20 protein-coding genes, 3 tRNA genes and 1 rRNA gene are annotated in these 22,874 nt (G+C 54.8%); 21 read left to right on the plus strand and 3 right to left on the minus strand.

What is annotated here, in order from left to right:
• Positions 1-24: 24 nt before the first annotated feature.
• The 18 genes from rrf (at position 25) to FZ041_RS08955 (ending at position 14,101) form a co-directional block, all read left to right on the plus strand.
• Positions 25-141 (plus strand): 5S ribosomal RNA (gene rrf / locus FZ041_RS08870).
• 159 nt (positions 142-300) lie between these two features.
• Positions 301-834, plus strand: a complete 534-nt coding sequence (locus FZ041_RS08875) for a methyl-accepting chemotaxis protein (RefSeq protein ID WP_075429904.1) — start codon at positions 301-303, stop codon at positions 832-834.
• Between the two features lie 151 nt (positions 835-985).
• Positions 986-1,061: transfer RNA gene (locus FZ041_RS08880), tRNA-Lys, on the plus strand.
• 11 nt (positions 1,062-1,072) lie between these two features.
• Positions 1,073-1,149 (plus strand) — tRNA-Asp (locus tag FZ041_RS08885).
• Between the two features lie 4 nt (positions 1,150-1,153).
• Positions 1,154-1,229 (plus strand) — tRNA-Phe (locus tag FZ041_RS08890).
• Positions 1,230-1,300: 71 nt separating this feature from the next.
• Positions 1,301-1,870 carry a TMEM165/GDT1 family protein gene (locus FZ041_RS08895; RefSeq protein ID WP_439653967.1) on the plus strand — a complete coding sequence of 190 codons (570 nt, stop codon included), beginning with the start codon at positions 1,301-1,303 and terminating at the stop codon, positions 1,868-1,870.
• A gap of 91 nt (positions 1,871-1,961) precedes the next feature.
• Positions 1,962-2,597, plus strand: a complete 636-nt coding sequence (locus tag FZ041_RS08900; RefSeq protein ID WP_149189309.1) for a DedA family protein — start codon at positions 1,962-1,964, stop codon at positions 2,595-2,597.
• 820 nt (positions 2,598-3,417) lie between these two features.
• Positions 3,418-3,708 (plus strand): 30S ribosomal protein S6, encoded by a 291-nt coding sequence (gene rpsF, locus FZ041_RS08905; RefSeq protein WP_075429896.1) that lies wholly within the window; start codon positions 3,418-3,420, stop codon positions 3,706-3,708.
• A gap of 41 nt (positions 3,709-3,749) precedes the next feature.
• Positions 3,750-4,187: a single-stranded DNA-binding protein gene (locus FZ041_RS08910; protein WP_149189310.1), complete on the plus strand. Its 438-nt coding sequence runs from the start codon at positions 3,750-3,752 to the stop codon at positions 4,185-4,187.
• Between the two features lie 20 nt (positions 4,188-4,207).
• The gene (rpsR, locus tag FZ041_RS08915; RefSeq protein ID WP_014425267.1) at positions 4,208-4,438 is read left to right on the plus strand and encodes a 30S ribosomal protein S18; all 231 of its coding nucleotides are present in this window, start codon (positions 4,208-4,210) and stop codon (positions 4,436-4,438) included.
• Positions 4,439-4,512: 74 nt separating this feature from the next.
• Entirely contained in the window at positions 4,513-6,075 is a 1,563-nt protein-coding gene (locus FZ041_RS08920) for a ClC family H(+)/Cl(-) exchange transporter (RefSeq protein ID WP_149189311.1), read from the plus strand.
• Positions 6,076-6,159: 84 nt separating this feature from the next.
• Positions 6,160-6,927 carry a DeoR/GlpR family DNA-binding transcription regulator gene (locus FZ041_RS08925; RefSeq protein ID WP_075429890.1) on the plus strand — a complete coding sequence of 256 codons (768 nt, stop codon included), beginning with the start codon at positions 6,160-6,162 and terminating at the stop codon, positions 6,925-6,927.
• A gap of 47 nt (positions 6,928-6,974) precedes the next feature.
• Positions 6,975-8,942: an LTA synthase family protein gene (locus FZ041_RS08930; protein ID WP_255449322.1), complete on the plus strand. Its 1,968-nt coding sequence runs from the start codon at positions 6,975-6,977 to the stop codon at positions 8,940-8,942.
• Positions 8,943-9,011: 69 nt separating this feature from the next.
• The gene (locus FZ041_RS08935; RefSeq protein ID WP_075444713.1) at positions 9,012-9,863 is read left to right on the plus strand and encodes a ChbG/HpnK family deacetylase; all 852 of its coding nucleotides are present in this window, start codon (positions 9,012-9,014) and stop codon (positions 9,861-9,863) included.
• An 8-nt stretch (positions 9,864-9,871) separates the two neighbouring features.
• Positions 9,872-10,858, plus strand: a complete 987-nt coding sequence (locus FZ041_RS08940) for a glycosyltransferase family 2 protein (RefSeq protein ID WP_149189313.1) — start codon at positions 9,872-9,874, stop codon at positions 10,856-10,858.
• 12 nt (positions 10,859-10,870) lie between these two features.
• Positions 10,871-12,547 carry a DUF3329 domain-containing protein gene (locus tag FZ041_RS08945; RefSeq protein ID WP_255449323.1) on the plus strand — a complete coding sequence of 559 codons (1,677 nt, stop codon included), beginning with the start codon at positions 10,871-10,873 and terminating at the stop codon, positions 12,545-12,547.
• A 24-nt stretch (positions 12,548-12,571) separates the two neighbouring features.
• On the plus strand, positions 12,572-13,480 hold the full coding sequence (locus FZ041_RS08950; protein WP_149189314.1) for a radical SAM protein: 909 nt from the start codon (positions 12,572-12,574) through the stop codon (positions 13,478-13,480).
• 237 nt (positions 13,481-13,717) lie between these two features.
• Entirely contained in the window at positions 13,718-14,101 is a 384-nt protein-coding gene (locus tag FZ041_RS08955) for a hypothetical protein (RefSeq protein WP_149189315.1), read from the plus strand.
• Positions 14,102-14,127: 26 nt separating this feature from the next.
• On the opposite strand, the gene FZ041_RS08960 is transcribed toward FZ041_RS08955, so the two are convergent.
• Positions 14,128-15,969, minus strand: a complete 1,842-nt coding sequence (locus FZ041_RS08960; RefSeq protein ID WP_149189316.1) for a phosphoethanolamine transferase — start codon at positions 15,967-15,969, stop codon at positions 14,128-14,130.
• A 204-nt stretch (positions 15,970-16,173) separates the two neighbouring features.
• On the opposite strand from FZ041_RS08960, the gene FZ041_RS08965 reads away from it, so the two are divergent.
• Positions 16,174-16,635, plus strand: coding sequence for a MarR family winged helix-turn-helix transcriptional regulator (locus FZ041_RS08965; RefSeq protein ID WP_149189317.1), 462 nt, complete (start codon positions 16,174-16,176; stop codon positions 16,633-16,635).
• A 198-nt stretch (positions 16,636-16,833) separates the two neighbouring features.
• Positions 16,834-19,095 carry an anaerobic ribonucleoside triphosphate reductase gene (locus tag FZ041_RS08970; protein WP_075444657.1) on the plus strand — a complete coding sequence of 754 codons (2,262 nt, stop codon included), beginning with the start codon at positions 16,834-16,836 and terminating at the stop codon, positions 19,093-19,095.
• 55 nt (positions 19,096-19,150) lie between these two features.
• On the opposite strand, the gene FZ041_RS08975 is transcribed toward FZ041_RS08970, so the two are convergent.
• Both FZ041_RS08975 and fliD read right to left on the minus strand, forming a co-directional pair.
• Positions 19,151-19,870 carry a flagellar brake protein gene (locus FZ041_RS08975; RefSeq protein WP_075444659.1) on the minus strand — a complete coding sequence of 240 codons (720 nt, stop codon included), beginning with the start codon at positions 19,868-19,870 and terminating at the stop codon, positions 19,151-19,153.
• 114 nt (positions 19,871-19,984) lie between these two features.
• The gene (gene fliD / locus FZ041_RS08980; protein WP_149189318.1) at positions 19,985-20,947 is read right to left on the minus strand and encodes a flagellar filament capping protein FliD; all 963 of its coding nucleotides are present in this window, start codon (positions 20,945-20,947) and stop codon (positions 19,985-19,987) included.
• Between the two features lie 377 nt (positions 20,948-21,324).
• On the opposite strand from fliD, the gene pyk reads away from it, so the two are divergent.
• Positions 21,325-22,752, plus strand: coding sequence for a pyruvate kinase (gene pyk / locus FZ041_RS08985; RefSeq protein ID WP_075444663.1), 1,428 nt, complete (start codon positions 21,325-21,327; stop codon positions 22,750-22,752).
• Positions 22,753-22,874: the final 122 nt, after the last annotated feature.

A 22,874-nucleotide genomic window follows, 5' to 3' on the forward strand; every position in this document is an offset into this window, starting at 1 on the left:
GGACATGGTTCATTCAATCAAATATCTGGTGACGTTGGCTATGTGGTTCCACCTGTTCCCATACCGAACACAGTAGTTAAGCACATATACGCCGAAAGTACTTGTCTGGAGACGGACTGGGAGGATAGGGAGTTGCCAGTTAAGCGAAAGGCATCCACGTTGTGGATGTCTTTTTTATTTTTTTTTACGGCTAGAAGGTTTTTCGCCGTTTATGTGGAATAAGAATAGAGCAAGGATATATTGTAGCGTTTTCATTGGGAATATACCAATTTTTTGTGATCGGAATGGGGAGGAATATAAATGGCAGAGGATACCATGAGCAGAGAAGATATTAACGCAAAGCTGACGTCATCGATTGAGGAGATTGCTACGTCGACGCAGACGGTCTATGAAGCTGTCGAGCAGGTTGCAAAGAGTGCAAGTGCTCTTGCTAAGGCTGGGCAGGAATCGGTTGAGCAGGCCAAGTTCCTGCAGGAGAAGAATGCCGATACGATCAAGGTCATCGACTTCATCACGAACATTGCTGGCCAGACGAATCTTCTGGGTCTCAATGCGGCTATCGAGGCTGCACGTGCCGGTGAACAGGGCCGCGGCTTCGCTGTCGTTGCTGAGGAGGTCAGAAAGCTGGCTGAGCAGTCCCGTGAGGCAACGGAGAAGATCCAGTCGACGCTCAATGAGATGAACAAGGCGGTTGAGGGGATTTCCAAATCCATCGAAACGACCGGTTCGATCAGTGAGGAGCAGGCTGCTTCGACGGAGGAGATCACGGCTAACCTGTCCCGCGTGACGAGAGCCGCTGAAGAACTCAAGAAATACGTTGAAAGCCTTAACTGAGCAAGATCATTCAAAGACGCCTTTGGGCGTCTTTTTTGATTTCTTGAAAAATATGTGTTGACAAGAATAGCGTTTATCCGTATAATAATGTCCTGTGAGTGACGTATCAGTTGATCCAGTTTATACTTTGCTAGAGATATTCTGCTCACCTGGTTCACTAGCTCAGTTGGTAGAGCACCTGACTTTTAATCAGGGTGTCCCGGGTTCGAATCCCGGGTGAGCCACCATTTTATCATATGGCCCGGTAGTTTAGTTGGTTAGAATGCCGCCCTGTCACGGCGGAGGTCAGGGGTTCAAGTCCCCTTCGGGTCGCCATTTTGCCTCTGTAGCTCAGTTGGTAGAGCAGGGGACTGAAAATCCCCGTGTCAGTGGTTCGATTCCGCTCGGAGGCACCACTTGCAAGTAGAGACCTTGTGTACTTAGTACCGAGGTCTTTTTGTGTATTATACAAGAATGTGAAGGAGAGATGCTGGTGGAGGCGCTGTTGGCTTCGTTTCTGATTGTCTTCCTCGCGGAAATGGGCGATAAGACCCAGTTCCTCGTCATGGCTTTTGCGGCCAAGTACGAATGGAAGCAGGTTTTTGCGGGGATGACGCTGGGGATTTTGGTGGTACATTCGTTGGCGGTGGCTGTGGGGGCTTTGGCTGGTGAGCTCATGCCGGCCCATCTTATGGCGATTTTTGCTTCCTTGTTGTTCCTTGGCTTTGGTATCTGGACATTGCGCGGTGACGATGACGAAGAAGAGGAAGCCCATGATTCGCGGTTTGGGCCGTTGCTTACGGTGGCCATGACGTTTATCGTCGGTGAGATGGGAGATAAGACGCAGTTTGCTGCGATGGCTATGGCTGCGCAGTATGAAGGGGCGTGGCAGGTCGTGCTGCTAGGGGCGCTGCTGGGGATGCTGGTGGCGGATAGTCTGGGGATTCTGGCTGGGGCGCTGCTGCACCGCCGTTTGCCAGCCCGTCAGATGCGGCTGTTGTCTGCGGGGATTTTCCTTGTGTTTGGCATAGCTGGGCTGGTGAAGGCACTGTTATGAGTGCGGATTTCCACCTTGCTTTTTCAGATTTATGCAGTATAATAGGCGATAGTATTGAGGTTTTGAGTAGAGAAAGGGAGATTCAGTAAGAATGGAACATTTTTCGACGTTGTTCTTGGAGTTCATCGCTTCTTGGGGATATGTGGCCGTTGCTATTCTGATGGCGGCAGAGAATGCCTGCATTCCGATTCCCAGCGAGCTGATTCTGGGATTCGCCGGGTACCTTATTTTCGCTGACCAGATGACATTTGCCGGTGCGCTGACTGCTGGTATGGTCGGAGGTATGGCAGGTTCGATTTTTGCTTATGCGGTAGGTCATAAAGGTGGACGTACTTTTGTCGACAAATATGGTCATTATTTTTTCGTCAAGAAGAGTCATGTCGACATTGCGCAGAATTGGTTTGATAAATATGGTCTCAAGGCGGTTTTTTTCAGCCGTATGCTGCCGGTTGTGCGCACGTTCATTTCGTTACCGGCAGGTTTTGCTCATGTAGATATGAAGAAATTCTTGATGCTGACCTTTGCTGGTTCGCTGCCCTGGACGGCACTGATTTTGGCAGCCGGCATGATGCTCGGCAAGAGCTGGCAGATCATGTTGGCGTATGGTCATACGGCCAGTCTCGTCTTCGTCGGTATCTGTGCGGTGGTCATTGCAGTCATGTATATCCGCTATCGCCGAAAAAAAAACGCTCGTGAGCGCGTAGAGCTCAGTGAGGACACAGAATAATAAATAGTGTGGAAGATCCGTTGACTAGGAATTATGTCAACGGATTTTTTGTTGAATTGCAGTTTGTCTGTTAGTACTAGATTACAATAAGCTTGATACATCTCAGCTAGGGTGAGGGTGGGTGCACTTTTTCTCCGCTCCGCTAAATGACCCGCGCTGGTGTTTAAGTACGTATTTAGTTACATGCGCCGGGCAGGCCGGCGGCGCGCCAATACATCTGGACGTTCTAGCAATTGCCTGCCGCGTGCCATCCCTCACTGCGTTCGGGCAATCGCTCCGTCTACGAAGAAAGTGTACCCATCCTCGCCCTCCGCTATGTTGGAACAAGCCTGTTCCTTTCCGGTGATAGGTCACGAATTACATCGATGTGCTTGTTACGGGAGAAACGATTCGTACAATCTCAGACTTCCGTTACCAAAGGGGCGAACGGGGTAGTGCTTCTTTCTGTCTGGAGCGACTGTCCTGCGCAGCAGGACTGGGCCGTAAGCGCATAGCCTAGAAAGAACTATGTACGCCGCGACCTGGTGACGGGAGCAGGTAACTAAGTCCGTAGAGCTGGGCGTACGGTCCATTTAGCGGAAACAGAAAAAGTACTACCCCGTGAACCCCGAGCAGCGTACTATCGGGATTCCGTTCCGCACGAACCAACCGACAAACTGCAATTTGTCATGGGAATCTGCGAACTTTTCCTTGCTTTCCGCATTCTTGCATGGTATAATTTTCTAGTCGTGAGACAAATATAGTTTTGAGTTGAAATGATTCGTTTCAACCTCTGCTCCTGTTCGAGCAGGAGCCAAAGACCAAAGAGGGAGGTGATTTCGTGAGAAAGTACGAAGTCATATTTATCGTTAAGCCGATGGAAGAGGAAGCTACGAACGCTGTCATCGACAAGTTCACCAAGATCATCACTGAGAATGGTGGTACGATCGATAAAGAAGATCGTTGGGGCAAGAAGCGTCTTGCTTATGAGATCAAAGACTGCGCTGAGGGTTTCTATGAACTGCTCTACGTTACGGCTGAGCCGGCATGCGTTGCTGAGTGCGAGCGCGTAATGAAGATTACGGACGACATCCTGAAGCACATGATCGTTAGATCCGACGAAGAGGCATAAGACGTATAAAGTGCACCGCAAGGTGACAGGGAGGATTTACCATGAATAAGGCAATTTTGATTGGACGTCTGACGCGCGATCCTGAGGTTCGTTATACGCAGTCTGGTGTGGCTGTCTGCACATTCACCCTGGCTGTTGACCGCCGTTTTGCCCGCAAGGAGGAGAACAACGGTCAGCCGACAGCGGATTTCATTCCTATCGTGTGCTGGCGCAAGCTTGCTGAGGTTTGTGGCAATAATCTGGTCAAAGGCCGCCGTATTTCGGTGGAAGGCCGCATTCAGGTCAGAAGCTATGATGCACAGGATGGCTCGAAGCGTTATGTGACGGAAATCATAGCTGACGAAGTTGAGTTCCTGGATTCCAGAAGCTCGGCTCCGCAGGCAGGCGGCTTCGGCGCCCCTGCTCCGGCAGCTCCGCAGCAGTCGGCTGATGCAGGTTCCTTTGGCCCGTCCATCCCTGAAGAAGAAATTCCATTTTAAGACAGGAGGGAATTACTTTGATGAGACGTGACAGAGGCAGAAGACCTCGTAGAAAGGTCTGCTCGTTCTGCGTAGACAAGGTCGAGCATATCGACTATAAAGACGTTGCTAAACTGCGCCGCTTCATTACGGAGCGTGGCAAGATTTTACCGCGTCGTATCTCTGGCAACTGCGCTAAACATCAGCGTCAGGTTACCGTTGCAATCAAACGCGCACGCAACATCGCGCTGCTGCCGTTCACTGCAGAGTAAGAGACATTTCAGGGTGTTGTACTTCGGTACAGCACCTTTTTTCTATTTTGCTTTAGCCGCAGGGAGGTGGCTCTATGACCAACAAGATTGAGACGGCGATGCGCATCTTCACAGAGCCGCGTCATTTCAAGCTTCGTTTGTTTTTGGAAGGAAATATCATCGGCATCTTCACAGGTCTGACGATTGCGCTGTTCCGTTATTTGCTGGAGCTGTCGGAAGACTACACGCCGCTTATCTATGGCTGGCTGCGGGATGATCCTGCCTGGCTGCCGGTCTGGATCTTCGCATTGCTGGTGGTGGGCTGGTTGCTTTACCGCATCGTGCAGAAGGATGGCATGACGTCAGGGTCAGGTATCCCTCAGCTCAAGGGGATGCTGCTGGGCCGTATGGATATGGACTGGGCACGCGTATTGGTGCTCAAGTTTACGGGGGCGGTGCTGGGCATTGGTGCAGGGTTGTCACTTGGGCGCGAGGGGCCCAGCGTGCAGCTTGGGGCCTGCATTGGACAGGGCGTGGGCCGGGTGACGAAGCGTTCGTTTGCGGAAAACCATTACTTGCTTACGGCTGGTGCGGGGGCTGGTCTGGCCGCGGCGTTCAATGCGCCGCTGGCTGGGGTGATTTTCTGCCTGGAGGAACTTACGAAGAATTTTTCGCCCTTTGTGCTCATGGGATCGATTGCGGCAGCTGTGACGGCGACAACGGTTACGCAGTATTTCTTCGGCATGGAGCCGGTCTTCCACATGGGCGAGATTCCCGTCGTGGCGACGGGCAGCATCTATGCCTTGCTGATTGCACTCGGGGCCTTCGTCGGTCTGCTGGGGTTGGCGTTCAACCGGATGCTGACGCGCTCGCTGGATGGCTACGACAAGGCAAGGCTTCCGCATTGGGCCAAGCCGATGGTGCCGCTCCTGCTGGCCTGCGTGCTGGGCTTTGCTTTGCCCCAGGTGCTCGGCGGCGGCAGCCGACTGGTCGATGCGCTCGTCGTGACCGATTACTCGCTGCTGTTCCTGGTGATACTGCTGCTGGGGAAATTCTTTTTCACGATGGTCTGCTTTGGCTCCGGTGTGCCTGGCGGCATCTTCCTGCCGATGCTCGTGCTCGGCAGTGTCGGTGGTGCGATCTTTGCGAAGCTGGCTGTAGCGGCTGGGGGCATGGAGCCGGTCTGGACAGTCAATTGCATCATTTTCGGCATGGCTGCTTATTTTGCCGCGGTCGTCAAGTCGCCAGTCACTGGTGCGGTGCTTATCATGGAGATGACGGGATCCTTTGATCATATGCTCGCATTGATACTTGTTTCGATGACGGCTTATCTGGTGGCAGATCTCACGAACAGTGAGCCGGTCTACGATATGCTGCTCAATCGCAGCCTGGCGCTGCGGACACGGATCGAGACAGCGGTGCGCCGTCATCGCATCATGAGCGAGCTTATCGTCGGCATGGGCAGCCAGCTGGATGGTGCGCTGGTCCGTGAGATCTGCTGGCCGGCTGGCAGCCTGCTGGTCAATGTGCGCCGTGGCGGTGAGGAGCTCGCCCCCAATGGCAGCCTGCAGCTGCGGGAAGGCGATTATCTCTATGTCTTGAGCGACGATGTGCACAGGGCAGCATTGGAATCGCTGGCCTTGGAAAAGTCCTCTTGATAATTTCTCGCAGATTTAGTACAATAGTCGTACAACAAGAGCAAACAATAACCTAGGTTTTCTTTTATAGGAGTGAATGAAAAGATGTTTTTGGAAGAACGTCAGGAAATTATTCTCAACATGCTTGCACGGGATGGCAAGGTTCGTGTCCGCGAGCTCAGTGAGAAGTTCAAGGTAACGGAAGACTGCATTCGTAAGGATCTTGGCGCCCTCGAAAAGAAAGGCAAGCTCAAACGTACCTATGGTGGTGCTGTACGCATCCGTGAGAACAGCCATATGGTCGAGGTCAGCAAACATCGCAATACCGATGTGGAGGCCAAGCAGCGTATCGCGCAGGCAGCTGTGAAGCTCATCCATGAGAAGGACATGGTATTCCTGGATATCTCGACGAGCAATCTGGCTATTGCCGAGCTGCTGGTCAAGATGGATCAGGATATCACGGTTGTCACAAATATGATCGATATCCTCGTCGTCCTTGCACGCAACCCGAAGATCCGCGTGGTCTTCGCTGGCGGCAAGATCAACAAGAGCCGCGATGGTTTCTGGGGCGGCATGACGCTGGATTTCATCTCGCGCCTCAAACCGGACATCGCATTTGTCGGTGCCGTGGGTGTTGATGTCAAGGAAAACAGCGTCTCGACCTATGACATTGACGATGGTATCAACAAAGCGGCCATCATCCGTCATAGCAAGAAGGCTTATGTTGTCGCTGAGGCCCGCAAGCTCAGCACGGATGGCAACTACAACTACACGACGCTTGATACGCTTTCCGGCCTGATCACGGATACGCTGCCGGCTCGTGACATCCAGGATGCGGCTGATTCTTATGGAGTTGAGATCATCCTGCCATGAAAATCACCTTTCCTGCTAGACTGAGCTGGGAAAATTTTCATACGGTAATGCTGAAAGGACTGAAGGTATATGCGTTTTACCTGGCAGTCCTTTCCCTTTTCCGGCTCTTTTTCATTGTGTATCTGCATGACTATCTGGGGCCAGCCAGTGGCACAAGTGATATCCTGATGGCCCTCTGGCGTGGCAGCCGTCTGTCGATGCAGACGGCTGGCTGCCTGGCGCTGCTGAGCTTCCTGCCGTCGCTGTGCCTGCATTATCTGTGGCCGCGCGCCGAGCGATGGAGCTGGCGTGTCATGAACTTCATCGTGCTGGCGGTGCTGGCGGTGCTCTATGCCGCCAGCTTCCCGTTCTACCGGCAGTTCCGCATGAACTTCAACCAGATGCTCTTCACGGGGGCCAATGACGATATCTATGCGCTGTTCATCACGATGATCCAGCAGTACTGGCTGCCTGTGCGGCTGGCCGGTGCTTTGCTGCTGGCGTATGGCCTGTGGCGGCTGCTCTTGGCCTGGCTGCGCTGGACGCCTGTGGAGACGCGGCTGCGGACTGTCTGCCTGGCCACGCCTGTACGCTGGCTGGGGCGTCTGGCCTTCCTCGGGGGCATATATCTGGCCGTACTGTTGGGCATCTTTGGCGGCAGCCTTGGCTGGCAGACAGCCGTCGACTGGGAAAATGCTGGTGTCACGAAGGATGAGTTCCTCAATGAGGCCATCTTGGATAATCCGCAGGCCATTTATCGTGCCTGGGTGCTCAACAGCCGTATGCTGGCCTGCAATGGCCTGGATTTTACGGTGGAGGATATCCGCAGCCTGGCGGCAGTGCTGGCGGGGCGCCAGCCCGACAGTGATAATCTCGATGTCTATCTGCAGAAGCAGGCACAGGGCGCACGTATCGATAAGCCGCGTCATGTTTTTGTCATCCTGTCTGAGAGCTTTGCCAATTGGCCGCTGCTCGATAAGTACAAGGATATCCCGATTGCGGCAGGGATGCGTGCCCTGCTGGCTGAGCCGGATACGGATTATTGCCCGACATTCCTGCCCAATGGTGCGAGTACGGTTTCGGCTGTTACCGGGGTGGTCACGGGCTTTGCCGATGCCAACCTCTATCTGACGACGATGCCCGAATCGTTCCGCGAGCCATATGTCACGGCCAGTGCGCCGCAGATGGAGAAGCTCGGCTATACGACGGATTTCTGGTATGCGGGGCCGGCGACCTGGGAGCGTATCGGTGCGTTCACGCAGGCACAGGGCTTCGATCGTTTCTACAGCCGCGGCGATTTCGGCGATGTGCCGGGAAGTGTCTGGGGCTGCGAAGATGAGTGCCTTTATGCGCAGATCCTGGCGGGGCTTTCGGATACGCCGGGCTTCCATGTCATCCTCAACGCCTCGAATCATTCGCCCTATGATGTCGATGTTGAGGCTAAGGGCTTTGACAAGGAGGCCGTGCGGGCGGCGCTGCCGCCAGAGGCACAAGCCGATGAGGAGCTTTTGCGTGAGCTTGGCCATTATTGGTATGCAGACCGCGAATTGGCGAAATTCGTCCGGGAGGTCAAAGACAGATATCCGGACAGCTTGTTTGTCATTGTTGGCGATCATGCAGACCGCTATAACATCGATAAGATGCCGTCGACTTATGAGCGTTATGGCATCCCCTTCATCATCAGCGGGCGCGGCATCCATAAGGGAACGCTATTGGCTGACTCGGCGGGAAGCCAGATCGATATCGTGCCGACAATCATCGAACTCATTGCACCTAAAGGGTTTGCTTATATGGCCATTGGCTCAAGCTTGACGACGGTGAACAAACGCGGCGTCAACTATGGTTTCTGGATCACGCGGCAGGCCATTGGCAAGGCCGATACGGTGCCATTGGTGCCGGAGGCGGTCGGCGGCGGTGCTCCGCCGGCCATTGATGACCAGGCCATGCAGGACTATATCAACGCGGTGCGCAGCCTGTCCTGGTGGAGGCCCAAGTACGGGCCGCTGCTCGATGCGGCATTGCTCAAAGACCGCTGATTGGCTTTAGCGGAAAATCTGTTATAATGTATTAGGTAACAGAATAATAGCGAGAATGGATGGAGAATGGTGAAACGATTAATTGTCAATGCCGACGATTTTGGGCGGCATGAACTTATCAATGCGGCCGTCGAACGCGGCGTGACCGCGGGCTGCCTGCGGTCGGCAACGTTGATGCCAGGTGGCAAGGCCTTTGATTCGGCTGTGGCCGTAGCCAAGCGCCATACCGAGCTCGGCGTGGGCATACACTTCACACTGGTCAATGGCTATCCTGTCCTGCCGCCAGCAGAGATCCCGTCGCTGGTGACGGAACAGGGTGTGTTCTATGATGACCACACGGCGTTCGTCAAGCGGTATATCATGGGCAAGGTGAATCTTGAAGAGGTGCGCGCTGAGCTGGCGGCCCAGCTGCAGAAGCTTGAGCAGGCGGGGCTGTCGCTCACGCATGCGGATAGCCATCAGCATATGCATACGCTGCCGGGCATCATCGATATCGTGCTGGAGCTGGCCCAGGCTGCGGGCATCAAGGCTGTGCGCACGCCGCGCACGCCGTTGTTCTGCGGGGCGTTCGGAGGCGTGGGCCAGCTGATCGGCCGGCTGGGGCTCGGGACACTGGCGCAGCTGGCGGCGGGCAAGGCCAGACGGCGCGGGCTGGCGACGCCGGAGCATTTTGCCGGCATCGTGGCAGGCGAGGCTGTGTCGGAGACGTATCTCATGGAAATCATCCGGCAGCTGCAGCCAGGCACTACTGAGGTCATGATGCATCCGGGTACGGATAACGCCGTGCTCATCCCTGCATGCGGCTGGGATCATGACTTTGAGGCTGAGCTTGCAGCCATCGTCTCGCCCGCAGTGCGGGAACTGGCAGCGGCAGGTGCGGTCGAGATCACGGATTTCCGTGCGCTCTATGCGGCGGAATAAGGAGCAAGATGGATAAGATAACGATAATTGTCCCCTGCTACAACGAGCAGGAGGTCATAGAGAAGTTTCATACTGAGGTAACACGTGTCTTGCAGGACGTGGCAGATTGCAGTTTCACGTATCTGTTTGTCAACGATGGCAGCACGGATGCGACGCTTTCCCAGCTGCAGCAGCTGGCTGCCCGCGAGGAGAACGCGAGCTACATCAGCCTGTCGCGGAATTTTGGCAAGGAAGCAGCCATGCTGGCTGGCCTCGACTATGCAGATGGCGATGCGGTCATCATCATGGACGCGGATCTGCAGCATCCGCCGGAGCTTATTCCGGTGATGATCGACTGGTGGCGCCAAGGCTATGATGATGTCTGTGCCAAGCGTACGGATCGTGCCGATGAAACCTGGTTCAAACGTCATATGGCCAATCTGTTCTACCGTTGCCTGCAGGCCGTATCGAAATTCCGGGTACAGCGCGATGTCGGCGATTTCCGCCTGCTCGATAAACGCTGCGTGGCAGCGCTGCGTCTCATGCGTGAGAATCAGCGCTTTACCAAGGGGATGTTCACCTGGGTCGGCTATCGCAAGAAGGAGATTCCGTTCCATGTGCGGCCGCGGGCGGCCGGCGCAACGACCTGGAGCTATCTGGCGCTCTGCAATCTGGCCGTTGAGGGACTGACTTCTTTCACGACGGCACCGCTGCGTCTGACTACCTTGCTGGGGCTGGGCGTATCGCTGCTGGCGATGTTCTATATGTGCTGGGTGTTGTTCAACGCCCTTTGTTATGGCGATCCCGTGGCGGGCTATCCGACCTTGATCACGGTCATGCTTTTTTTGGGCGGCGTGCAGCTGTTATCGCTGGGCATCATCGGTGAGTATCTTGGCCGCGTGTTCACGGAGAGCAAGCAGCGGCCAATCTACCTGGTCGATGAATACGATGGCCAGAAGATGATTTATGGCAGCCCTGCTGGCCGGCTGCCGCAGGTGCAAGAGAATAAGAGATAGGGGCGTGGCATTTTGTCGCAGAGTAATAATGAATTAGGGCGGAACCTGCTGGTTCTGCTGGGGATTTTCTTGGTGATGTTCATCCTGAATCAATGGATGCCGATCCATCGTGACGATTATGATTATTCGCTGATCTGGATGACTGCGGAGCACGTCAGTTCTTTCCAGGATGTCGTGCATTCGGCATACCGCCACTACTTTTTGCATGGCGGGCGCATGGTTACGGTATTCTGCCTTGATCTCTTCCTCTGGCTGGGCAAGCTGTGGTTTGACATTGTCAATGCGCTGATGTTTGTTGCGCTGGTGGTGCTCATGTACTTCCATGCCCGCCGCTCCGTCGAGTGGCGGCAGGAGCCGGTGCTCTTGGCGGCCACGGGGCTGCTGGCCTGGCTGGCCTTTCCGCATTTCGGCGAGGTAGCTGTCTGGAAGAGCGGTTCGACGGTCTATCTCTGGTCGGCTGTGCCGGTGGCACTCTTCTTGCTGCCGTATAATCTGTCACTGGCCAAGGGCCGTCCGGTGCTTGGCAGCTGGTGGCTGCTGCCGATGTTCCTGCTGGGCCTTATCGCTGGCTGGTCGGTGGAGAATCTGGCTGTCACTGTAGTTGCCTTGACCGCTGGCATCAGCTGGTATCTGCGCCGCCAGGGCGCTATGGCGGGCTGGATGCCTGCCGGCTGTATCGGTTCGCTGCTCGGGCTTATCGGCCTTGTGGCGGCGCCAGGCAACTTCGTCCGCTATGATGACCAGGGCAGCGGCAAGGGGATCCTTGACCATATCGGCAACCAGATTGCGGGTAATGCGGAAATGGTTCTCTACATCCTGCCGCTCATCCTGCTCCTGCTCTGCGCTTGGCGTGTCTTCAAGATGGTGCTGGCCGAGCGTCAGGGCGTCCAGATCGCACGCGGCGGGGCAGAGCTCAGCTATCGTCAGTGGGCACTGCTGGGCTTCATCCTGCTTTTGGTCGTGTCGTATTTCAATGGCAGCTTCGTGGCCTGGACCGTGCGTGATATCCTCTATGCCATCGTGATGGTGCCGCTGGGTCTTACCAAGCCGAAGACCATCGACCACTTTGATAATCTGTTCAAGGGCTTTGATGAGATGGCCATCTACTGGCTGACGATTTTCTTTGTCTACGCGCTGGTCAAGAAACGGCTGGGGCTGTCGGCGCCTGTCATCCGCCAGCTGGCGGAAATGGTCAAGGCGCACGAGGTTTGGCAGGCGTTTCCAGCTGTCCGTTATGCGGGGGGGCTGCTGGCCTTGGCACTGCTCAATAACCTGGTCATGCTGGCAGCACCGACTTTCCCAGCGCGTGCGACCTTCAGCTCGGTGGCGATGATCATCACGGCGACGATTGCCATCCTGCGCGATCCCGTGATCCGTGAGTATTTTTCCGGTCATGCACGCGTTGTGCTTGGAGCTGGCGCTGTAGGGCTGGCCTTGTTTACGCTGTCGGCAGCTATGCTTGTCACGTACACGCTGCGGCAGGAAAACGATGCGCGGCTGGCCATCGTCCAAGCGGCGGCTGCCAAGGGTGAGCCCATCGCTTATATGGACCCGATCCCGCTGAAGAATCGCGCCTTGCGTCATGTATTCTTTGCCGATTTTGACAACGGCGTGACCAAAGACGGTCTGTGCAAGTATTATGGTATCAAGGACATCAAGGTAAACATGGAGAAAGATAGCCGGCGCTGATGGCCGGCCAGAGGATAGATGCAGATGATTTCGCTGGAAAAATGTGAGCTATGCCCGCGGCGCTGCGGCGTGAACCGGCGGGAACGCGTGGGTTTCTGCGGGGCCGGGGCCAGGGCGCGCATCGCACTGGTCTCGCTGCATCCGTGGGAGGAGCCTTGCCTTACCGGTGCCAATGGCGCGGGGACAGTATTCTTTTCCTACTGCAATCTGCGCTGCTGCTTCTGCCAGAATCATGAGATCAGTCATGAGGGCAAGGGGGAGGAAGTAACCGACGAGCGTCTCGCGGAGATATTCCTCGAACAGCAGCAGCGTGGGGCAGCGACCCTCGATCTTGTGACGCCGACGCACTATGTGCCGCAGATCATCCATGCGCTTGAAATGGCGCGGGGGCAGGGCTTCTCGCTGCCTGTCGTCTACAATTCGGGCGCATATGATACGGTGGAGACCATTGCGAGCCTGCAAGGCTATGTCGATATCTTCCTGCCGGACCTCAAGTATGTCGGGCGCGAAGCCGCTGCCGAATATTCGCAGGCTCCGGATTACTTTGAGCACGCGGCGGCGGCTATCCGCAAGATGGTGGAGATTGCTGGCCCAGTACAGTTCAGCGCTGATGGCCGGATGACGCGCGGCGTATTGATCCGCCATCTTGTCTTGCCAGGACATCGTCACGAGAGCATGAAGGCTCTCGACTGGCTCTGGCAGGAGTTTGGCGATACGGTGCAGCTGAGCTTGATGAACCAGTATACGCCGATGTATCGGGCGGCTGAGCACAAGGGGATGAATCGGCGGCTCACTACCTTTGAATACGAATCGGTGGTCGATCATGCACTGGCGTTGGGTATTACCCGTTGTTACGTGCAGGAAGGGCAGACTGCTTCAGAGAAATTCGTGCCGGCTTTTGATGGCCGCGGGGTCAAAGAAAGCGGACGGTAAAGGAATATATAGACAGGACAGACAGGACCGGCAGGTTGACAGGAGGTATTCTGATCAGCCTGCCGGTTTGTTATGCAGGCCGCAGGCTGATCGCAAGGAGGATCCGGTTATAGATTTGCAGGAAATCGGGGTTAGATGTAGAATGAATATATAGGAGCTTAGAAATGGATTAGAATGTGATGGTTTACTATGGGGGGCATTCGTATAAATAAAGCAGAAGGAAAACGGCAAAGGGGAATGCCGGAAGGGCTGCTGTTTATTTCGATGGCGTTGCTCGTTATCGCAACGACGCTTGCGATTTTCGTATCACAGGTTCCCTGTGGGGGCAATGTCATTCCTTCCTCGCGGGGCTATGCAGCTACTGACGCTGACGGGCCGCGCGTCGTAGGGGGCTTTGTGCCGGAAACACCGCGCGGGGCACCGCCTGTCGAGCTGCGTGATGATCCGGCAGCGTCGCAGGATCCGGTTTTCCTGCGCTGGGATTTCATCAACGGTCTGTTCCTGGGGATTCTCGTGCTGGAATTCGTGATTTTTCCCATCCTGTTCTGGATGTGGTTCGGTCCAGGCAGCCAGCGTGTTGATGCCGTGGAAAAAGAAACGTCAGAGAACGAAAAAAGATGACCTTGCAGGATGCAAGGTCATCTTTTTTATGGCTGCTCTTCCGGCAGGCCGTTGGGATCTTCGGTCAGAGGATGCTGGCCGAGCATGGTCGTGAGTGTCTCGCGGCGGAAGCCGTAAGTGGAGCTGGCAAAATCCTGCTCAGGATTGTAGCGGCTCGATGGCGCGTTGAGCAGGCCGCAGATGGTATCGTAGAGCATATCGTTGGTGAAATAGCGGCTCTGATGGCTGCGGAGTGCCTGCGTGTGCCCCGGCAGTGCCTGCTGGTAGGCTGGCGACAGGTACACCCACATAGGGATGCGTACCATATCAAAGCTGAACACGTCCGGATTATGGGAGATTTCGAGGTTCTCGCCGTGGTCGGAGAAGTAGACCATCGCCTGCAGGTTCAGGTTTTTCTGTGCGTAATCGAAGACCTGCGACAGGATGTAGTCGGTATAGAGGATGCTGTTGGCATACGATGGCAGCGAGGTCACTGTGGATTCACCCTCGGCGGTCTCGAATTTGGAAAACTCGCTCGGGTAGCGGTTGTTGTAGTAGATATGGCTGCCCATGATATGTAGGACGACGAAATTATTCTTGGTCGGGTCGAGCTGCGAGAGATATTGCAGCAAGGATTCGTCGTATTTGTCGGAGAAGTTGTAGGAGTCATCGGTCCATTCCGCATGGTCGGCGGTCTTGGCGACAAGGGTAATGGCACTGTCATATTGGCCGTAGCGGCCCTGGTTGCTGAACCACCAGGTTTCATAGCCGGATTTCTTGGCTACGTCGATGATGGAAGCTGATTCGAAGAATTCCTTGCCGTTGTATTGGCTCTGCTCCGTCAGGGCACGCTGCAGCACCGGTACGGTCTGGGACCAGGAAGAGTAGGCATTGTCGAAGCGGAGGAAGCCCGGATCGCCCTGGGCGAGCTTCTCGTTGAGCCAAGGCGTGTCCTCGAAGGGGAAATCCGGCGTGTAGGCTTTCATATAGTTGCGCGAGGCAGACTCACCGATGACGAGGATGACGGTTCCTGGGGCCTTGGCGGCCAGCGTCATCTTGCTGTCGATCATGAGGCTGTTCAGGCGTTCGTCATGGCCGATGCTGTATTCCTGGGTCTGGTTGACATAGGAGATGACATCGTTCCAGAGATCGGCAATCGAGGTCTGGGGCAGATACCAGGATTGAGCATACACTGTAGCCAGTGTGAGCAACGCGAGGGCGCCCATGCGCCCAGCTGTCGGATCATCGGCGAGGGTGCGGCGTGCAAAGTCCAGATGGCAGCGATAGCAGGCATAGAGGAAGAGGCCAAAGCCTGCGAACACGAGCAGCGTCGGCACGAGGCCGAGATTCGACTGGATGAAGTCGACGCTTTCGTGGTAATTCGTCAGATAGAGTGCCATAAGCGAGGCTGGCGAGAGACAGTGCCAGAAGAGGCAATAGTAGGTCGCCTGGATGAAGGGAATCGCCAGGCCGAGAAAGTTCAGGACGGCCATGATGGCGGCGATGACCTTCCGGCAGCCGAGCCGGAAGAGGGCGCTTTCCAAGGCCATCAGCAGGATAAAGGCTGACGTGCCGACGATGAAATCAAAACAGATCTTGGACTGGTACCAAGTAGAAGAATAGGTCCAGGCGTAGAGCAGCGGGAAAGTAACACACCAGCCAATGCCAGTCAAAAGATTGGGCAGTGCTGCTTTACTGAAGATTGGCACGCGCGTGCCGTAGGGGATAAGCATGAGCCCTGCGAGGATCGGCAGCAGGATGGGCATGAAATATTGAGCGCCCATATCTTGGCCGATGTCGATGTAGAAGGCAATCAGGCAGATGAAATATACTGCTGCGGCCACAAACCAGCGGATGATATTATCCTGGTCGATTGTTGAAAGTTTCATGTATAATCTTCTTTCCTTCTATAAATACGAATGAACGGAAAAACCACTGACAATTCTACACGAAATCGCTATTTCCGTCAATTTCTGCGCGCATACGGATTGGATATATTGCGGAAACAATGCCGATATTCAAGGGCGTTCCTTGACTTTTGCCAGGGGAGTCATTAGAATTGACTATATTAAAGAAAGAAGCGAGGAGTTATTATGGAAAAAACGGATCCGTTACGCCTGGAGAATCAGTTGTGCTTTCCGCTATACGCTTGTGCGCGGGAGATCGTCAAGGCATACCGGCCGTATTTGGATGAGTTGGGGCTTACGTATACGCAGTACATCACGATGATGGTGTTGTGGGAAGAGGAAAAGATCAGCGTGAAAGAGCTCGGACAGAAGCTGCACCTTGATTCCGGTACGCTCACCCCATTGCTCAAGAAACTGGAAGGGAAGGGCTATCTGACCCGTGAGCGTTCGCGCGAAGATGAGCGAGTGGTCATGGCCTGCATCACGGATGAGGGCCGGGCACTCAAGCAGGAGGCAGCCTTTGTGCCTGCGGCCATGCGCAGCAAGGTGACGTCCTTTGACCGCAACGATGCCAAAGTCCTTTATGGCTTGTTGTACCAGTTGATGGAGATTCTTGGCGAAGCCAATTGCGAAGGAAATAAAAAATAATTTTCTCGGCGTGCAAGGGCAGGAGCGGAAAGGCTTCCTGCCCTTTTTGTGTCTGTTTGTGCCCCTGGCAGTGACTTTTTGCCATTGCCAGGAAAGGGGTTCTTTGGTACAATATATACCGTTACGACAATAAACAACCACAATATATAGGGGGAGGCGGAATCGGATACCGCAGATATGGGGATATCCGGATAGTCTATGGACTTAAAGACAGTTACGAAACGTTCGGGCCATACCGTGGCCTATAATCGTGAGAAGATTTTCAATGCTATTGCCGGCGCTAACGTGGACGGCGGCAAGATGATGACTGACAAGGACATCGATGAGGTGACGAGCCAGGTCGAATGGGATATCCAGGATCGTACGAACATCAGCGTGGAGGAAATCCAGGATATCGTTGAGCAGGAGCTCATGAAATACAATTTCTATGATGTGGCGAAGAAGTACATCACCTATCGGCAGAAGCATGCCGAGCGCCGCGCGGCGCAGAAGCACCTGATGTCTTCCTACCGCGACATTTTCTTTGCTGATGCTGTGGATGTCGATCTCAAGCGCGACAATGCAAACATCAACACCGATGCGTCGATGGGCATCATGCTCAAGCTCGGTGCGGAGGGTGCCAAGCACTTTGTCGATAACTATGTGCTGACGGATGAGTTCCGCGAGGCGGACAAGGAGAACTGGATCCATATCCATGACAAGGATTTCTCGTTGATCACGTTCAACTGCTGCCAGATCGATCTGCTGAAGCTGTTCCACGGCGGGTTCTCGACGGGGCATGGTTTCCTGCGCGAGCCGAACAGCATCCGTGCCTATGCATCGCTGGCCTGCATTGCCATCCAGAGCAATCAGAATGATATGTTTGGCGGCCAGTCCATCAATGCCTTCGACTACGCGATGGCGGAGGGCGTGCGCAAGTCGTTCCACAAGGCCGTGATCGATGAGGCCTACAAGGCACTTCTGTATCAGTTCGCCTGCCGGGATTTCGGCACAGAAGAGGAGTTCAAGCTGGAATTCAAGAAGGTCATGGCTTTCGATGCGTGCCATTATACAGAAAGCTCGGAGGATGCGGATGCCGGCCGCTCGATTGCAGCTATTGAACAGGCGGTCGGGACGCTGCTGGCGGAGGTCTACCATAAGGATACCGACGGCGTGGAGAAAATGGCCAAGGTCATCTATCATCTGGCTTGTGCCGATGTCGTCGAGGAGACGCATCAGGCCATGGAGGCATTGATCCATAACTTCAATACACTGCATAGCCGCGCAGGTGCGCAGGTACCGTTCAGCTCCATCAACTACGGCATGGATACGTCGCCGGAGGGCCGCCTGGCCGTCCGTGAGGTGCTCAATGCCATCTGGTCGGGACTGGGCAATGGCGAGACGCCGATTTTCCCGATTTCGGTCTTCCAGCTCAAGGCCGGCGTCAACTACAATCCGGGCGATCCGAACTACGATTTGTTCCTGCAGGCTTGCAAGACGAGTGCGAAGCGTCTGTTCCCGAACTTCGTGAACATCGATGCGCCGTACAACCTGCAGTATTACAAGCCGGGCGACTATAACAGCGTCGTGGCGACGATGGGCTGCCGCACGCGTGTCATGAGTAATATCAACGGCCCGGAGGAGTCCGGCAGCCGCGGCAACTTCGCCTTCACGACCATCAATCTGCCGAAGCTGGCACTTGAGTCTAAGGGCGATATGGATAAATTCTGGCAGCTGTTCGACAAGTACATCAAGATCAGCCACGACTATCTGCTGGCCCGCCTGCATGTCATCGAGCAGAAGCACGTCTACAACTATCCGTTCCTGATGGGGCAGGGCGTCTGGATGGACAGCGACAAGCTGACGAATGAGGATGGCATCAAGGATGTCCTCAAGCATGCATCCTTCTCCATCGGTTTCTGCGGTCTGGCCGAGTGCCTCAAGGCGCTCATCGGCAAGCATCATGGCGAGAGCGCCGAGGCCCAGGAGCTGGGTCTCAAGATTGTCGGCCATCTGCGGGCGGCAACCGATAAATATACGGAAGACGAGCATATGAACTGGTCGACCTTCGGCACACCGGCCGAATCCACGGCAGGCCAGTTCCAGCGCAGCAACCGCAAGAACTACGGCGTGATCGAGGGTGTCACGGACCGTGCGTACATGACGAACTCCTCGCATGTGCCGGTCTACTATCCAATCAAAGCTATCGATAAGATCCGCATCGAGGCGCCGTACCATGCGCTTGAGAATGCCGGTCATATCGCCTATATCGAGATGGACGGTGACCCGACGAAGAACGTCAAGGCCTTCGAGAGCGTCGTCCGTGCCATGCATGATGCCGATATGGGCTACTTCTCCATCAACCATCCGGTCGACCGCGATCCGGTCTGCGGCTATACGGGACTCATCGAGAACGAGTGCCCGCACTGTCACCGCAAAGAGGTCGAGAAGGGCCGTTTCACGGTGAAACGAATGAAATAAGCGTCAGCTTTGGCTGATGAAAAAAGACCTGCGAGGCAATGGCCTCGCAGGTCTTTCAATTATCGTTGGCGGGATGCGTATGGTCAAGATTGGGCATGCGCAGTCCTTTGCGCAGATAGTCGCGTTGGAGAAAGAAAACGCTTTGGACGAGCTTGTCCTGTTCTCGCGGGGTCAGGCGTCCCTCCAGTGAGACGCCGACATGATAGATGGTGCCAGAGGGCACCTCGATGGGAGTGCAGCGCTCGACGAGCGCGTCAGTCTTGAGGGTGCCATAAAGCGGTACGCCCGGGATGGCGATGGCGACGCGTGACTGCAGCGGAACTTCCTCGTTGCACGCAAAGCAGAGACCGCCGCCACTCAGATCGACCAGCGTGGTGATGGTGGCGTTGCGCAGATTGCCATAGCGTCCGGGCAGCTTGACCAGCATGGGCAGGGCAATGGGGACGCGGACAAAGTGGCGCATCTGGACACGATTGACGTCCGCAGGCTTTTCCAGGCACCAGGTCATATCCTCGAGCACGGAGCTGCTGCGGAAGCTGGTGGTAAAGCGATAGACGCAGCCGTTCCCCGTGACTGCACAGTCAAGGGGAATATCCGCTGCGGGCACGTCGAGAAAGACGTCTGGGGCACAGTCGATGTGGATGGCCAGATAGCGCAGGGAAATCTCCGTGATGACTCCGTGCAGGTCAAGCCGATAGTCCTCATTATTCGTGGTGATGTGAATGAATTGTTCCTCGTGCAGCACGTCGCTTGCGGGCATGGTTTCCGTCGTCATAGGCGGTTTACACTCCAATCCTTAAACCTTTATATCATAGTACCAAAGTCCTAGTATACTGTCAATAAAAGCCTGCCTCTTTTGAGGCAGGCTTTTAAGAAAGGATTGGATATGTCACAGTGACATACTCAGAAGGTTGCCAATCATGCCATATTGCACGCTGGCCGTGAGAAGCTTGGGATTCGTGTAGGCCGATGCCAGCGTCAGCTGGTTGCCGAGCATTTTCTGCATCGACGGGAAAGCCTTGTCCTGCTGCGCGGCGGCAAAGTCGGCGTGGCTTTCAGCCTTGCCGGCAAGGCCGTTCTGGCCCAGGGCATTCTGGACGCGGCTGCCATTCTCGACGAGGGCGGCTGCAAGCTTGTCCTCATCGACAGACAATTCCCCGGTCGCACTGTCGACACTGATACCGATCTGCTTATAGCTGTCGGCACGATATGTCGTGTCGGCAAACGTATTGGCCAAGGACTTCATGCGGTTGCTGACGCTGCTGTAGTCGCTGGTCAGGTTCAGCGCATCGTTGTAGTCGGAGACGAGCTGCTTGACGTTCTTGATGGCGCTCTTGAGCGGATCGCTATACGTCTTTGTGCCGTCTTCGGCCGTGGTGATGTCGCTCTGGCTGAAGCTGTAATCCATCTTGGCGACTGCTTTGGCCGAGCCCTTGAGATCGCTCATGGCAGAGCCAAACTGGGTCGTGAAGACCTTCTTGGCTTCGTCATAGGAGCTTACGAGCTCCGAAGCACTTGTGCTGATGCCCGAGATGGAGCTGAGGCTCGCCAGACTGCCCGATGAGCTGGCCGAAGACGTATAGCTGGACCAGAGATCCGTCAGCGAATCCTGAGCGGCGGTCGTCTTCTTCGTCGTATGTGACGAGGAAAAAGCGTTCACGAGATTGCTCAGCGAGGATACGTTGGCCGCTGCAGTCGCAAATGCCGAACTCGTACCACCAGCACTGCTGCTGGTTTCCGTTTGGGCGCTGGACGAGCTGCTGGAGCTGCCAGACGATGTGCTGGGCGTATTGCCCGCAGCCATCTTGTACAGGGTATACGTGTTATTGGCCATGGATGAGATGGTGGACATGATGATCCCTCCTTTCTTGTGTAGTGGAGCGCACAAAACCTCCCTACTTGGTATATCGTCAAATCGAATTGAAAAATTAAGGAGATTTTCGCGTTACGATTCATTCGTGAATTATACGAATAAGCATAGTTTATTTGGGCGAATAAAACCAATAAATTTCAAACAAGGCGTGTGTTTTCAGAAAATATTTATTTTGGCAGAATATGGCGGAAATTGTTTTACTTATAGGGGCAAAACGTGTAGAATAGGAACTGTCAGAGGGATTGTTCCCTCAAATGTTCAGGCCGTGAGCAGAACCTGCCACAGCGACGCCGGGCAACCGGAGGCAGGCTGCTTGTGATAATATGGAGTAAAAAGAATAGGTGGGGATTTACAACATGTTAAAGAAGACGAAAATCATCTGCACGCAGGGACCATCCACGGAGAAACCGGGCGTTATCGATGCGCTGATTGCAAACGGTATGAATCTGGCCCGTTTCAATTTCTCCCATGGTGACCATGAGGAGCATCTGAACCGTATCAACATGGTACGCGAGGCTGCTAAGAAGGCTGGCAAGGTCATCTCCCTGGTTCTGGACACGAAAGGTCCGGAGATGCGTCTGGGCGAGTTCAAAGACGGTAAAGTCATGCTCGAGAAGGGCAACAAGTTCACGCTGACGTATGATGATGTACCGGGCGATGAGACGCATGTTTCCGTCAACCACAAAGGTCTCTATACGGAAGTAAAACCGGGTGATACGCTGCTTCTGTCCGATGGTCTCGTAGCACTCAAGGTTGATGAAATCAAGGGCAAAGACATTGTCACGACGATCCAGAACAGCGGTAAAATGAGCACGCGCAAACGCGTTGCTGCACCGGGTGTATCGCTGGGCCTGCCGCCGATTTCCGAGCAGGATGAGAAAGACATCATCTTCGGCTGCGAGCAGGACATGGATTTTGTCGCTGCTTCCTTCATCCAGCGTCCGGCTGATGTCCTGGCTATCCGTAAGCTCATCGAGGAGCACAATGGTCATATGGAGATCATCCCGAAAATCGAGAATCTCGAAGGCGTCAAGAACTTCGATGCTATCCTTGAAGTTTCTGATGGTATCATGGTTGCTCGTGGTGACCTCGGCGTTGAGGTTCCGGCTGAGGATGTGCCGCTGATCCAGAAAGAAATCATCCGCAAGTGCAACAAGGCTGGCAAACCGGTCATCGTTGCTACGCAGATGCTCGATTCCATGGAGCGCAACCCGCGTCCGACCCGTGCAGAGGTTTCCGACGTCGGTAATGCTATTCTCGATGGTACGGATGCTATCATGCTCTCTGGTGAGACGGCTTCCGGTGACTACCCGGTTGAGGCAGTCGCTACGATGAACCGCATTGCTTGCCGCATCGAGTCCGCTTTGGAGTACAAAGATCTCTTCATCGAGCGCGGCTTCGAGCATCTCCAGTCCCGTACGCGTGCAGTCGCTCATGCTACGGTACAGATGGCTTATGAGCTCGATACGCCGGCTATCATCACGCCGACTGAGAGCGGTTACACGACGAAAGTCGTTTCGAAGTATCGCCCGAAAGCAGCTATCGTTGCTTACACGCCGAGCGAGAAAGTTGTCCGTCAGCTGAACCTGCGCTGGGGCGTATATCCTATCCTCGGCACGGAGTGGAACGATGTTGACGAGATGCTCAGCAATGCAACGGCTGCCGCTGTCAAGAACGAGTACGTAAAACGCGGCGACACGACGATTGTTACGTCGGGTATCAAAGTTGACAACTCGGCTGCTGTCGGCAAGAACACGAACTCCATCCGTGTTTACGCTATCTGATAAGAATATCGGACTATTGGAAGAAGCTTCCCTGGGGGGAGGCTTCTTTTGTTTTTCGACGCTTTTTCTTGCAGAGAAATGCTACTCTATGGTAGAATAATATGGAAACTGTAATTAAAGGG

This window comes from Pseudoselenomonas caprae (genome assembly GCF_008271345.1).
Taxonomy (GTDB): Bacteria; Bacillota; Negativicutes; order Selenomonadales; family Selenomonadaceae; genus Selenomonas_A; species Selenomonas_A caprae.